Source organism: Kocuria dechangensis (assembly GCF_014636775.1).
In the GTDB taxonomy this organism is placed as follows: Bacteria; Actinomycetota; Actinomycetes; order Actinomycetales; family Micrococcaceae; genus Kocuria; species Kocuria dechangensis.
The window spans coordinates 66,724-79,490 of sequence record NZ_BMEQ01000014.1 but is presented as its reverse complement, the minus strand read 5'-3'; the positions used below and the strand labels follow the sequence as shown (position 1 = coordinate 79,490).

The window sequence follows — 12,767 nt, the reverse complement described above, 5'->3', positions numbered from 1 at the left end:
GGCCCTGACCGGCGGCGACGGCCGCTAGACTGGCAGGACTCGTGACACGGGGTGCCGCCCGATCGGCTGAGAACACACCCGTTGAACCTGATCTAGTCAGTACTAGCGAAGGGATGTCGCAATGCGCGATGCCGTCTCCACGTCCGCCCGCCCCCCGGAAGGGGTCGCCCTCGCGCCGCCGGACCCGGCGCTGGCCGAGGACGCCGCCGGGGCCCTCGACGACCTGCGCACCGCCGTGCCCCTGGTGCAGTGCATCACCAACTGGGTCGTCACCAACTTCACCGCCAACGTCCTCCTGGCCGTGGGCGCGTCCCCGGCCATGACCGACATCCAGGGGGAGGGCGGGGTCTTCGCCGAGCTCGCCGACGGCCTCCTGGTCAACACCGGGACCCCCACCGCCGAGCAGCGCGGCGCCGCCTACGAGGCCGTGGCCGCCCGCCGGCGCGCCGGCCGGGCGTGGGTCCTCGACCCCGTGGCCGTGGGCGCGCTGCCCGTGCGCACCGCCCTCGCCCGCGGGCTGCTCGACTTCCGCCCCGCCCTCGTGCGCGGCAACGCCTCCGAGGTGATCGGCCTCGCCGGGGGCGCCGGCGGGAGGGGCACGGACGCGACCGACGACGTCGACGCCGCCCGGGACGCCGCCGCCGAGCTCTCCGCCCGCACCGGGTGCGCCGTGGCCGTGTCCGGGCCGGTCGACCTCGTGCGCGCCGCTGACGGCACGGTGGTGCGGGTCCCGCACGGCACGCCCCTGCTCACGAAGGTCACCGGGGGCGGCTGTGCCCTCGGGGCGCTGATGGCCGCCTTCACCGCCGTCCGGGAGGATCCGGCCGCCGCCGCGCTCGCCGCGACGACCGTCTACACCCTCGCCGCCGAGGACGCCGCGGCAGGGTCCTCCGGTCCCGGCTCCTTCGCCGTGGCCCTGCTCGACCGGCTGCACGCCCTGACCTCCGAGGAGGTCGCCGCCCGGGCCGGGCTGTCGCGCGAGGAGGGCGCCCGATGAGCCGCCGTCTCGATCCCTCGGCCCTCGCCCTGCACCTCGTCACCGACGCCGCGCTCAGCGCGCCCCGGACCGTGCCCGACGTCGTCGCGGCCGCCGTGGCCGGTGGCGCCGGCATGGTCCAGGTCCGCGAGAAGAGCGCCTCCGCCCGGGACCTGGTCGCACTGCTCGTCGCGGTCGCCGAGCGGGTGGGCCGCGACGTGCCGGTGCTCGTGGACGACCGGGCCGACGTCTACCTCGCCGCCCGCGCGGCCGGCGCCCCGGTGGCCGGCGTGCACGTGGGTCAATCGGACCTGCCCGTGGAGCTGGCCCGCCGGATCTGCGGCCCGGAGGCCGTGCTCGGCCTCAGCGCCGCCACGGACGAGGAGCTCGCCGCCGCCGCCGCGCTGCCCGCCGGCACCGTGGACTACCTCGGCGTCGGCGCCGTGCGCGCCACCCGCACCAAGCCGGACCACCCGGAGCCGCTGGGCGTCGAGGGCTTCGGCCGCGCCGCGTCCCGCACGTCCCTGCCGTGCCTGGCGATCGGCGGGGTGCGCGTCGAGGACGCCCCCGGCCTGCGCGCCGCCGGCGCCGCGGGCCTCGCCGTGGTCTCCGGGATCTGCGCCGACCCCGACCCGGGGGCCGCCGCGGGACGCTACCTGCGCGCCTTCCACGGCCTGCCCGCCGGGGTGGTCGCATGAGCGCCCGCGTGCCCCGCGTGCTGGCGATCGCCGGGACGGACCCCACCGGCGGCGCCGGGCAGCACGCCGACCTGAAGTCGATCGCGGCGATGGGCGGCTACGGGATGAGCGCCGTGACGGCGCTCGTCGCCCAGAACACCGAGGGCGTGCGCTCCGTGCACGTCCCGCCCGCCGATTTCCTCACCGCCCAGCTGGACGCCGTCTCCGACGACGTCGAGATCGACGCCGTCAAGATCGGCATGCTCGGCTCCGTGCCGGTCATCGAGGCCGTCGCCGGGTGGCTGGGCCGGCACCGGCCGCCCGTCGTGGTGCTCGACCCCGTGATGGTGGCGACGTCGGGCGGGCGGCTGCTCGAGCCCGACGCCGAGGACGCCCTGCGCGCGGTGCTCGGCCTGGCCGACCTCGTCACCCCCAACCTCCAGGAGCTGGCCGTGCTCGCCGGGGACGCCCTGGCGTCGTCGTGGGAGGAGGCCCTCGCGCAGGGCCACCGGGTGGCCCGGGAGCACGGGACGCTCGTGCTGGTGAAGGGCGGGCACCTGGCCGGGGACCGGACCCCCGACGCCCTCGTGGGGCCGGAGTCCCCGGAGCCGCTCGTGGCGTTCGACGGCGCCCGCGTGCCCACCGACAACTCCCACGGCACGGGGTGCTCCCTCTCGTCGGCCCTGGCCACCCTCCAGGTGCGGCACGGGGACTGGGCCAGGAGCCTGCGGATCGCCCGCGGCTGGCTCCGCGGCGCCCTCGAGCGCTCCGCGGAGCTGGAGGTCGGCCACGGCAGCGGGCCCGTGCACCACTTCCACCACGTCCAGGAGGCGCTCGAGACGTGGGGGACCGTGCCCGAGCGGTTCAGCGACGAGCTGTGGGAGGTCTCCGCGCCGGTGCGGCGGGAGATCGAGGAGCTGGAGTTCGTCCGCCGGCTCGGCGACGGGGGCCTGGAGCCGGAGCGGTTCCTGGCCTACCTCGACCAGGACCTGCAGTACCTCGACGGCTACAGCCGGGCGCTGGCCGCGCTCGCCGCCCGGGCCCCGGCGGAGGAGGCCCGGTCCTTCTTCGCGGCCGGGGCCGTGTCCTGCACGGAGACGGAGGCCCAGCTGCACCGGGCCCGGCTCCGGCACGCGGGGCTGGAGGGGGCCGGCGCGCCCGCCGGGGAGGTGACGCGGCGCTACACCACGTTCCTGCTGGCGGCCACGGCGGCGGAGCCGTACCCCGTGGGCCTGGCCGCCGTGCTGCCCTGCTACTGGGTCTACGCGGACGTGGGGCGGCACCTGCAGGAGCTGGCCCGCCGCTCTGACGCCGCCGCGCACCCCTACGCCGACTGGCTCGCGACCTACGCGGACGAGGGCTTCCAGGAGGCCACGCGCACCGCCCGGCGGCTGCTGGATCAGGCCGCGCGGGACGCGGGCCCGGCCGTGCGGGAGCGGATGCGGGAGGTGTTCCTGGAGGCGTGCGCACTCGAGCGGGACTTCTTCGCCGCGCCGGCCGCGGCGAGCCGTTTGCCGGGGGTTGTCGCGATCGAGTACTCTTGATCTTCGGTGCCATGCCGGTGCGCGCGTGTTCAAACTCAACACCCCACCTGGCGGCACATGCGGGTGCAGTTCCTGAATTGCGGCGAACCTGCGCTGACCACGGCTCCGTCCCACGGCCCGGTCACCGACAGCTCGCTTCAACGTCGTTGGTCCTGACAGGTATGCGCTCGACCCAAAATGTTTACACATGACGTCGAGAGAAGTGAGTTCCCAAGTGGTGTACGCGATTGTCCGCGCTGGCGGCCGCCAGGAAAAGGTTTCCGTCGGAGACCTCGTTACCCTTGACCGCGTCGCCGGCGGAGTAGGCAGCACCATTGAGCTTCCTGCCCTGCTGCTGGTCGACGGGGACAAGATCACCTCGGATGCCAAGACCCTGGCCAGCACCAAGGTCACGGCCGAGATCGTCGAGAACCTCCGTGGTCCGAAGATCTCCATCCAGAAGTTCAAGAACAAGACCGGCTACAAGAAGCGCCAGGGCTTCCGTGCCGAGCTGACCACCGTGAAGGTGACCGGCATCGGCGCCTGATCGGCCCGGTTTCCCCGTCCAGTCTTAATACGAAGGTAGGCACACCCCATGGCACACAAGAAGGGCGCGAGCTCCACTCGCAACGGCCGCGACTCCAACCCCCAGTACCTCGGCGTGAAGCGCTTCGGCGGCCAGACCGTCAACGCCGGCGAGATCCTCGTCCGGCAGCGCGGCACCCACTTCCACCCGGGCCAGAACGTCGGCCGCGGTGGCGACGACACCCTCTTCGCCCTGGCCGCCGGCCAGGTCGAGTTCGGCACGCGGCGCGGCCGCAAGGTCGTCAACATCCAGGCTGCCGCCGAGTAGTCCCCAGGGCCGGTGCCACCGGCCCCGGTGCGGGTCCTCCCGGACCCGCACCACCCATGTCTGATCTGTAGAGGGTGGGTGCGTCCAGCGCCCGCCCTCTACAGTTTTAAGCGGCCCCCCGTGGGCCCGACCGTTGATCATCAGAGGAGTCCCCCGTGGCCAGTTTCGTAGACCGCGTCGTCCTGCACGTCTCCGGCGGTGCCGGCGGGCACGGCTGCGTGTCCATCCTCCGCGAGAAGTTCAAGCCGCTCGGCGGCCCGGACGGCGGCAACGGGGGCAACGGGGGCAGCGTCATCCTGCGCGTGGACGGGCAGACCACCACCCTGCTCAACTACCACCACGCCCCCCACCGCTCGGCCGAGAACGGCGGGCCCGGCAAGGGCGACATGCGCCACGGCCACAAGGGGGAGGACCTCGTCCTCTCCGTGCCGGACGGCACCGTGGTCAAGGACCAGGACGGCAACGTCCTGGCCGACCTCGTGGGCGCGGGCGCGGAGTACGTCGCGGCCGCCGGCGGCCACGGCGGCCTGGGCAACGCGGCGCTGGCCTCGGTCAAGCGCAAGGCCCCCGGGTTCGCGCTGCTGGGCACGCCCGGCGAGAGCCGCGAGATCGTGCTGGAGCTCAAGTCCATCGCCGACGTCGCCCTGGTGGGGTACCCCTCCGCCGGCAAGTCGAGCCTGATCGCGGCCATCAGCGCCGCCCGGCCCAAGATCGCCGACTACCCCTTCACCACGCTCGTCCCCAACCTCGGCGTGGTCGAGGCCGGGGACGTCCGCTACACCGTCGCCGACGTCCCCGGGCTGATCCCGGGCGCGTCCGAGGGCAAGGGCCTGGGCCTGGAGTTCCTGCGCCACGTCGAGCGCTGCGCCGCGCTGGTGCACGTGCTGGACTGCGCGACCCTCGAGCCCGGCCGCGACCCGATCTCCGACCTCGAGACCATCGAGGCGGAGCTGGCGAACTACGCGGTGGACGGCCGGCTCGACGGCGGGGGAGCGATCCCCCTCAACGAGCGCCCGCGCCTCGTGGCCCTGAACAAGATCGACGTCCCCGAGGCCCGGGAGCTCGCCGACTTCGTGCGCCCGGAGCTGGAGTCCCGCGGCTACCGCGTCTTCGAGATCTCCACCGCCTCCCACGAGGGGCTGCGCGCACTGACCTTCGCCATGGCCGAGGTCGTACGGGAGGCCCGCGAGGCCCTGCCCGCGCAGTCCGTGCCCCCGCGGGTGGTCCTGCGCCCCAAGGGCGTGCGCGGACCCGAGTTCACGATCACCCGTGAGGAGCGCAACCTCGAGCCGCTGTGGCACGTGCGGGGGGACAAGCCCGACCGCTGGATCCTGCAGACCGACTTCAACAACGAGGAGGCCGTGGGCTACCTCGCCGACCGGCTGGCGAAGCTCGGCGTGGAGACGGAGCTGTTCAAGAAGGGCGCCCGCCCCGGCGACGCCGTGCTGATCGGCCCCGAGGACAACGGCGTGGTCTTCGACTGGGAGCCCACGATGGTCGGCGGCGCCGAGCTGCTGGCCGGGCCCCGCGGCACCGACCTGCGCTTCGCGGACATCGACCGCCCCACCCGCGAGCAGAAGCGCCAGCAGTACCAGGAGCGCAAGGAGGCCAAGGCCGCCGCCCGCGCCGAGCTCGAGGCCGAGCGCGAGGCCGGGGTGTGGACGGAGTCCGTCGATGCCCGCCGCGCCGCCGACACGGGGACCACCGACTGATCCGGCACACCTGATCCGACATCATTGACCTGACAGCGCCCGATCCGACACACCTGATCCGACACCACCGACCGACGCCCGGACCCGACCGAGGAGGACGACGAAGAGGATGACCGACCAGACCCACGAGATCGACGTCGAGAAGCTGGAGGAGGTCGCGACGAAGTCCGCGATCCAGCTGAGCAGCGAGAACCGGGGCAAGAACCGGCGCAGCCCGATCGAGCGCCGAGAGGACATCCCGCGCGCCCACCGGGTGGTGATCAAGGTCGGCTCGTCGTCGCTGACCTCGATCGAGAGCTCCATCGACGAGCAGGCCGTCCGGATGATCGTGGACGCCCTCGGCGGGGCGAAGGCCCGCGGCCTGGAGCTGGTCTTCGTGTCCTCGGGCGCGATCACCGCCGGCCTGGCGCCCCTGGGCCTGTCCCGGCGGCCCAAGAACCTGGCCGGCAAGCAGGCCGCCGCCGCCGTGGGGCAGGGCCTGCTCATGGGCCGCTACATCGAGTCCTTCGCCCGCTTCGGCGTCACGGTGGGCCAGGTGCTGGTCACCGCCGAGGACCTCATGCGCCGGTCCCACTACAAGAACACCCACCGCCAGATCGAGCGGCTGCTCGACTTCGGGGTGCTCCCCATCGTCAACGAGAACGACGCCGTCTCCAGCCAGGAGATCAAGTTCGGGGACAACGACCGGATCGCCGCCCTGATCGCCCACCTCATCAAGGCCGACGTCCTGCTGCTGCTCTCCGACGTCGACGCCCTCTACACCAAGGACCCCCGCAAGGGCGGGGAGCGGATCCCGGAGGTCAAGGACCCCATCAAGGACCTCGAGGGCGTGCAGATCGGCTCCGTCGGCCGGGCCGGGGTCGGCTCCGGCGGCATGGTGACCAAGGTCCAGGCCGCCCGGATCGCCGCGGCGTCGGGCATCCCCGCCCTGGTGACCTCGGCGGAGAACATCAACCGGGCGCTGGACGGCGAGGACGTCGGCACGTGGTTCGCCGCCTCGGGCGGTCGCCGCAACGTGCGGCTGCTGTGGCTGGCCCACCTCGCGGACATCAAGGGGTCCCTGACCCTGGACGAGGGCGCGGTCGCCGCGATCCGCGACCGCAACTCCCTGCTCGCCGCCGGCGTCATCGGGGTGTCCGGGACCTTCGAGGCGGGGGAGCCCGTGTCGCTGCGCGACCCCGAGGGCAAGGAGATCGCCCACGGGCTGAGCAACTACTCCTCCGAGGAGATCCCCCCGATGCTCGGCAAGTCCACCTCCGTCCTGGCCGAGGAGCTGGGCGACGACTACAGCCGGGAGCTGGTCCACGTGGACAACCTGGTGGTTCTGCGTCCGCGGGGTGCCCGCACTAGACTGAAGAAATGACTTCCGCCGCACACGAGTCAGTGACCACCGACAACGAGACGGCCGACCGGGGGACCGGCAGGGCCATCGTGACCGACACGAGCGTGAAGGCCACCTTCGGCGACGACCCCGTCGCGGGGGTGGAGGCCATGGCCGACGACGCCCGCGTCGCCGCCCGGGCCCTGGGCCGGGCCACCCGCGCCTGGAAGGACCGCGCGCTGCTGACGATCGCCGACCGCATCGAGCACAAGCAGGACGTGATCCTCGCCGCCAACGCGAAGGACCTCGAGCGCGGCCGCGTCGAGGGGATCTCCGAGGCGCTGCTGGACCGCCTCAAGCTCGACGCCGCGCGCGTCGTCGCGCTGGCCGACAGCCTCCGCGAGCTCGCGGCCCTGCCCGACCCCGTGGGCAGCGTCGTCCGCGGCCGGACCCTGCCCAACGGCCTGCGCATGCGCCAGGTGCGCGTGCCCATGGGCGTGGTGGGCGCCATCTACGAGGCCCGCCCCAACGTGACCGTGGACATCGCCGGGATCGCCCTGAAGTCCGGCAACGCCGTGCTGCTGCGCGGCGGCTCGGCCGCCGAGGAGAGCAACCGCGCGCTCGTCGGGATCATCCGCGACTCCCTCTCGGACGTGAAGCTGCCCATGGACTGCGTCCAGAGCATCGACGAGTACGGCCGGGAGGGCGCCAACGCCCTCATGGCCGCGCGGGGGAAGGTCGACGTCCTCATCCCGCGCGGCGGGCACGGGCTGATCCAGTCCGTCGTGCAGAACGCCAAGGTCCCCGTCATCGAGACCGGCGAGGGCAACGTGCACCTGTTCGTGGACGCCTCCGCGCCCAAGGACATGGCCGTGAAGATCGCCGTCAACGCGAAGACCCACCGCACCAGCACGTGCAACACCACGGAGACCCTCCTGATGCACAGCGGGTTCCCGCACGGCGCCGCCGTGCTCGCGGCCCTCGACAAGGCCGGCGTGACGCTGCACGTCGACGAGCGCGCCGAGCAGCTGCTCCCGGCGGGCCGCCAGCACCTGCGCGCCACCGACGAGGACTGGGGCACCGAGTACCTGTCCATGGACCTCGCGGTGAAGATCGTCGACGACCTCGACGAGGCGCTCGCCCACATCGAGCGGTGGACCACCCGCCACACCGAGGCGATCGTGACCAACGACCTCGCCAACGCCGAGCGGTTCACCGCCGAGATCGACGCCGCGGCCGTCATGGTCAACGCCTCGACCCGCTTCACCGACGGCCAGCAGCTGGGCCTCGGCGCGGAGATCGGGATCTCCACGCAGAAGATGCACGCCCGCGGGCCGATGGGCCTGGAGGAGCTGACCACCACGAAGTGGATCGTCCAGGGCGACGGGCACATCCGCGCCTGAGCCGCGGTCGCGGCGGGCCCGCCGCGGATTCAGTACGATGAGTACCGCCGGGCCCGCCGGCCGAGGCGGGGCGGGCCGCCCACCGACCACCTGCCGTGCCCGCGGCACCAGAAGGGAACCCCATGCTGCAGCAGATCGCCACCACCGTCCGCGCCGCCGCCGAGGAGGGCGGCCACGCCGCCGCCGAGTCCGGCATCCCGCCCGAGGCCATCGGCCTGGCGATGTTCGTGCTGCTCATGGCCCTGCTCGTGGTGGCCATGTCCTACGCCAACCGGGGCCTGAGCCCCGAGGTCGGCCAGCACCACGACCCGGCCGAGCTGCCCGCGGACGAGCAGGCGATGCTCAGCGAGTACAACGCCAAGCGCCACGCCTGATCCGGGGAGCCCCAGCGCCGTGACCACCGCTTCCCCGGACGCCGCCGCACCCAGCCGCGAGCTCCCCGCGACCGGGACCTCCATCCCGGCCCGCGTCCCCGGGCGCACGCGGCTGGGCGTCATGGGCGGCACCTTCGACCCGATCCACCACGGGCACCTGGTCGCCGCCTCCGAGGTGGCGGGCGAGTTCGACCTCGACGAGGTCGTCTTCGTCCCCACCGGGCACCCGTGGCAGAAGGCCGAGAGCAGCGTCAGCCCCGCCGAGCACCGGTACCTGATGACCGTGATCGCCACCGCCTCCAACCCCCGGTTCACCGTGAGCCGCGTGGACATCGAGCGCAAGGGCCCCACCTTCACGGTCGACACCCTGAGGGACCTGAAGCGGTTGCGCCCGGAGGCGGACCTGTTCTTCATCACCGGCGCCGACGTGATGGCGGAGATCCTGACGTGGAAGGGCGCCGAGGAGCTGTGGGAGCTCGCCCACTTCGTGGGCGTCACCCGGCCGGGCCACCACCTCGCCGCCCCCGTGGGGTCCAGCGGCGTGACGCTGCTCGAGGTGCCCGCGATGGCGATCTCCTCGACCGACTGCCGCACCCGCGTGGCTGCGCACAAGCCCGTCTGGTACCTCGTGCCCGACGGCGTGGTCCAGTACATCGCGAAGTACGGGCTCTACCTTGACGGCTCCGAGAAGGGCGCGCCCGGCCACGTGAGCGTCGGGCCGCGGGTCTCCTCCGTGGAGGCGCCCTGATGGCCGGGGAGGACGGCGTGCGCGACGACGCCGCCGCGCAGCAGTCCGCCGGCCTGCCGCAGCCCGGCGACGCGCACCCGGGCGTGCCCGGTCCCGCGCCGATCATCGACCTGGGCGGCGACGCCGTGCCCGTGCGCCCCGTCAAGCCGCTCGGGCCGCGGCGGCTCGCCCGGCTGCAGCGGGAGCTCGCCGAGCGCTCCCGCGAGCTCGCCGAGGCCGGGGCGCCGGATCCCGCCCCCGGGGGCGCGGACCCCGAGCTGCTCGAGAAGCAGCGCCGGTTCACCGAGCTCGCCGCGCAGGCGGCCGCCGCCAACGAGCAGGCCCCTGCCCCTGCCCCCGAGCAGGCGGCGGGACCGCAGACCGCGGCGCCCGGGCCGGAGCAGCCGGCGGAGGTCGAGCGGATCACGGTCGTCTTCCCCGAGGACCCCGCCGTCGGGACCGACGCGCACGACCCCGTGCACGTGGACCCGGCGCTGTTCGTCAGCCGGCTCTCGCCCGAGGACCTCGCCGGCCTCACCCACATCGACGTCCTCCCGGCCGAGCCGTCCGAGTCCGTCGGGGCGCGTCGGCCCGGCGGCTCCTCCCCGGCGCCGGCCGTCGGAGAACCGGTCGGAGAACCGGTCGGAGAACCGGTCGGAGAACCGGTCGGAGAACCCGTCGGGGAGCCGGGTACGGAACGGGCCGGGGAACCTGCTGAGGGGGCCGGGGGCACCGCGCCCGCGGCACCCGTTGCCGGGGGGCCGGGAGCCCCGAACCCGCAGGCCGGGACGCCGGCCGACGAGGAGCTCCCGCCGCCCGGCGCGCCCGTGCCGGCCGTCGCCGCCGAGGGGCTCGAGCTGCTCGAGCCCCGGGAGTACCGACGGCGTTCGGGGAACCGCTGGCTGGTGCTGCTGCTCCTGGCGCTGGTCGCGGCCCTCGTCGTGGTGCTCGTGCTCTTCGTGCTCTGACCGCTCCGCCCACCGTCCGACCGCTCCACCCGTCCGTTCAGTACTTCTGTCCAGTTCTTCCGTTCTGTTCTTCCGTTCAGCTATTCCGTTGCGTCCCACGGGGGACGCAACCACCGGTTCGCCGGGAAAGGACCACTCTTGACTGTCAACGACCTGTCCCTGTCCATCCTCCAGGTGGCGGCCGCCGCCGCCGACGCCAAGCAGGCCCACGACATCGTGGCCCTGGACGTCAGCGAGGCCCTGGGCATCACCGACGCCTTCCTCATCGCCTCCGCCTCCAACGAGCGCCTCGTCAATGCCGTCGTGGACGAGATCGAGGAGAAGCTCATCGAGCACCTCGGCCTGCGGCCCCTGCGCCGCGAGGGCCGGTCCGAGGGCCGGTGGGTCCTGCTCGACTACGGGGACGTGGTGATCCACGTCCAGCACGACGAGGACCGCGCCTTCTACGCGCTCGAGCGGCTGTGGCGGGACAGCCCCGTCGTCGACCTCGGGCAGGCCGCCCCGCACGCCGCGGCGACCGCCGGCAAGGCCGCGGACCAGTCCTCCCCGGCGCCCGCGACCGACGATTTGCCTTGATCCGGAGCCTCTGCCTAATATGAATGCGTTGCCCAGGAGGGCACAGGATCAACCGGAAAAGGGTGTCCCGCAAGGGAGTCCGAGGTTGTGATAGTGTTCCGGGGTAACGACCTGGGGCTGTGGCGCAGCTGGTAGCGCATTTGCATGGCATGCAAAGGGTCAGGGGTTCGAGTCCCCTCAGCTCCACCAGGAACGAGCAACGAGCCCGTCCCGCACTGTGCGGGACGGGCTCGTTGCTTTTCGTCTGCCCCTCTTCCTTCCCGCTCCCGAGGCCCCTTCCGCGGCCCCTCCTGCGGCCCCTTCCGCGAGCCGCGGCGTCCTGTTAGCGTCAGGAACCACCGACAGCCCCTGTGGGAGACGTCACAGCACCGTGCGCCGTCGGCCGCGAGGGAGGTGCCCCGCGGACCCCCAACGGAAGAGGTCGAGATGGCAGGCAACAGAGCGGTCGCCTACAAGGGACCCGGCAAGGTCGAGGTCATCGACACGGACTACCCCACGTTCGCGCTGAAGGACGGGCCGGGGGTGAACCCGGCCAACGTGGGCCGCAAGGTGCCCCACGGGGTCGTCCTGCGGACGGTCACCACGAACATCTGCGGCTCGGACCAGCACATGGTCCGGGGCCGCACGACCGCGCCGGTGGACCTCGTGCTCGGCCACGAGATCACGGGCGAGGTGGTCGAGTGCGGCCCCGACGTCGAGTTCATCAAGGTCGGCGACATCGTCTCCGTGCCCTTCAACATCTCCTGCGGGCGCTGCCGCAACTGCAAGGAGCGCAAGACCGGCATCTGCCTCAACGTCAACCCGGACCGGCCCGGGTCCGCCTACGGCTACGTGGACATGGGCGGCTGGGTCGGCGGGCAGGCGGAGTACGTGCTCGTCCCGTACGCGGACTGGAACCTGCTGAAGTTCCCGGACCGGGACCAGGCGCTGGAGAAGATCATGGACCTCACCATGCTCTCCGACATCCTGCCCACGGGCTTCCACGGCGCGGTCACCGCCGGGGCGGGCGTCGGCTCCACCGTCTACGTGGCCGGCGCCGGTCCGGTCGGCCTGGCCGCGGCGGCCTCCGCGCAGCTGCTGGGAGCCGCGGTGGTGATCGTCGGCGACATGAACGAGGAGCGCCTGCGCCAGGCCGCCAGCTTCGGCTGCGAGACCGTCGACGTCTCCAAGGGCGACCCCGGCGAGCAGATCGAGCAGATCCTCGGGGTGCCGGAGATCGACTGCGGCGTCGACGCCGTCGGCTTCGAGGCCCGCGGGCACGGCAAGGGCTCGGCCCAGGAGGCTCCGGCCACGGTCCTGAACTCGCTGATGGACATCACCGCGGCCGGCGGCGCGCTGGGCATCCCGGGCCTGTACGTCACCGGCGACCCCGGCGCGGTGGACGAGGCGGCGCAGAAGGGCTCGCTGTCGATCAGCCTCGGGACCGGATGGGCCAAGTCCCTGTCCTTCACCACCGGCCAGTGCCCGGTGATGAAGTACAACCGGCAGCTGATGATGGCGATCCTGCACGACCGGATCCAGATCGCGAAGGCCGTCAACGCCAAGGCCATCTCCCTCGACGAGGCCCCGCAGGGCTACGCCGAGTTCGACGCCGGGGCCGCGACCAAGTACGTCCTCGACCCCAACGGGTACGTCAAGGCCTGAGAGACCGGCCGCG

13 protein-coding genes, 1 tRNA gene and 1 riboswitch are annotated in these 12,767 nt (G+C 73.1%); all 14 genes read left to right on the top strand.

Features of this window, described 5'->3' with window-relative positions:
• The first annotated feature begins 37 nt into the window (after positions 1–37).
• Positions 38–131, top strand: a riboswitch (TPP riboswitch).
• The 14 genes from thiM (at position 122) to fdhA (ending at position 12,754) form a co-directional block, all read left to right on the top strand.
• A complete protein-coding gene (gene thiM, locus IEW07_RS13050; protein WP_188537910.1) occupies positions 122–997 on the top strand; it encodes a hydroxyethylthiazole kinase in 876 nt (291 codons plus the stop codon). Its footprint overlaps the riboswitch before it by 10 nt.
• Positions 994–1,674, top strand: coding sequence for a thiamine phosphate synthase (thiE, locus tag IEW07_RS13045; protein ID WP_188537908.1), 681 nt, complete (start codon positions 994–996; stop codon positions 1,672–1,674). The genes thiM and thiE overlap by 4 nt, the downstream gene beginning before the upstream one ends.
• Positions 1,671–3,197: a bifunctional hydroxymethylpyrimidine kinase/phosphomethylpyrimidine kinase gene (locus IEW07_RS13040; RefSeq protein WP_229741833.1), complete on the top strand. Its 1,527-nt coding sequence runs from the start codon at positions 1,671–1,673 to the stop codon at positions 3,195–3,197. Before thiE ends, IEW07_RS13040 begins: the two co-directional genes overlap by 4 nt.
• Before the next feature lie 214 nt (positions 3,198–3,411).
• A complete protein-coding gene (rplU, locus tag IEW07_RS13035) occupies positions 3,412–3,723 on the top strand; it encodes a 50S ribosomal protein L21 (RefSeq protein ID WP_188537961.1) in 312 nt (103 codons plus the stop codon).
• A gap of 48 nt (positions 3,724–3,771) precedes the next feature.
• Positions 3,772–4,029 carry a 50S ribosomal protein L27 gene (gene rpmA, locus IEW07_RS13030; RefSeq protein ID WP_188537906.1) on the top strand — a complete coding sequence of 86 codons (258 nt, stop codon included), beginning with the start codon at positions 3,772–3,774 and terminating at the stop codon, positions 4,027–4,029.
• 155 nt (positions 4,030–4,184) lie between these two features.
• Positions 4,185–5,741: a GTPase ObgE gene (gene obgE, locus IEW07_RS13025; protein ID WP_188537904.1), complete on the top strand. Its 1,557-nt coding sequence runs from the start codon at positions 4,185–4,187 to the stop codon at positions 5,739–5,741.
• 109 nt (positions 5,742–5,850) lie between these two features.
• Complete coding sequence (gene proB, locus IEW07_RS13020) at positions 5,851–7,104, top strand: glutamate 5-kinase (protein ID WP_188537902.1); 1,254 nt, start codon at positions 5,851–5,853, stop codon at positions 7,102–7,104.
• Entirely contained in the window at positions 7,101–8,465 is a 1,365-nt protein-coding gene (locus IEW07_RS13015) for a glutamate-5-semialdehyde dehydrogenase (RefSeq protein WP_188537900.1), read from the top strand. Before proB ends, IEW07_RS13015 begins: the two co-directional genes overlap by 4 nt.
• 122 nt (positions 8,466–8,587) lie before the next feature.
• Positions 8,588–8,839 carry a hypothetical protein gene (locus IEW07_RS13010; RefSeq protein ID WP_188537898.1) on the top strand — a complete coding sequence of 84 codons (252 nt, stop codon included), beginning with the start codon at positions 8,588–8,590 and terminating at the stop codon, positions 8,837–8,839.
• A gap of 121 nt (positions 8,840–8,960) precedes the next feature.
• The gene (nadD, locus tag IEW07_RS13005) at positions 8,961–9,587 is read left to right on the top strand and encodes a nicotinate-nucleotide adenylyltransferase (RefSeq protein WP_229741835.1); all 627 of its coding nucleotides are present in this window, start codon (positions 8,961–8,963) and stop codon (positions 9,585–9,587) included.
• Positions 9,587–10,534 carry a hypothetical protein gene (locus IEW07_RS13000; protein ID WP_188537894.1) on the top strand — a complete coding sequence of 316 codons (948 nt, stop codon included), beginning with the start codon at positions 9,587–9,589 and terminating at the stop codon, positions 10,532–10,534. Before nadD ends, IEW07_RS13000 begins: the two co-directional genes overlap by 1 nt.
• A gap of 138 nt (positions 10,535–10,672) precedes the next feature.
• Entirely contained in the window at positions 10,673–11,110 is a 438-nt protein-coding gene (gene rsfS, locus IEW07_RS12995) for a ribosome silencing factor (RefSeq protein WP_188537892.1), read from the top strand.
• A 113-nt stretch (positions 11,111–11,223) separates the two neighbouring features.
• A tRNA-Ala gene (locus IEW07_RS12990) sits at positions 11,224–11,299 on the top strand.
• 237 nt (positions 11,300–11,536) lie between these two features.
• Positions 11,537–12,754 (top strand): formaldehyde dehydrogenase, glutathione-independent, encoded by a 1,218-nt coding sequence (gene fdhA / locus IEW07_RS12985; protein ID WP_188537890.1) that lies wholly within the window; start codon positions 11,537–11,539, stop codon positions 12,752–12,754.
• The last annotated feature ends 13 nt before the right edge of the window (positions 12,755–12,767 follow it).

Bases quoted from the DNA above. Each gene is read 5' to 3' on its own strand.
- thiE (WP_188537908.1), top strand. From the start codon at position 994: ATGAGCCGCCGTCTCGATCCCTCGGCCCTCGCCCTGCACCTCGTCACC.
- IEW07_RS13000 (WP_188537894.1), top strand. From the start codon at position 9,587: ATGGCCGGGGAGGACGGCGTGCGCGACGACGCCGCCGCGCAGCAGTCC.
- thiM (WP_188537910.1), top strand. From the start codon at position 122: ATGCGCGATGCCGTCTCCACGTCCGCCCGCCCCCCGGAAGGGGTCGCC.
- rpmA (WP_188537906.1), top strand. From the start codon at position 3,772: ATGGCACACAAGAAGGGCGCGAGCTCCACTCGCAACGGCCGCGACTCC.
- IEW07_RS13015 (WP_188537900.1), top strand. From the start codon at position 7,101: ATGACTTCCGCCGCACACGAGTCAGTGACCACCGACAACGAGACGGCC.
- nadD (WP_229741835.1), top strand. From the start codon at position 8,961: ATGGGCGGCACCTTCGACCCGATCCACCACGGGCACCTGGTCGCCGCC.
- IEW07_RS13040 (WP_229741833.1), top strand. From the start codon at position 1,671: ATGAGCGCCCGCGTGCCCCGCGTGCTGGCGATCGCCGGGACGGACCCC.
- IEW07_RS13010 (WP_188537898.1), top strand. From the start codon at position 8,588: ATGCTGCAGCAGATCGCCACCACCGTCCGCGCCGCCGCCGAGGAGGGC.
- fdhA (WP_188537890.1), top strand. From the start codon at position 11,537: ATGGCAGGCAACAGAGCGGTCGCCTACAAGGGACCCGGCAAGGTCGAG.
- proB (WP_188537902.1), top strand. From the start codon at position 5,851: ATGACCGACCAGACCCACGAGATCGACGTCGAGAAGCTGGAGGAGGTC.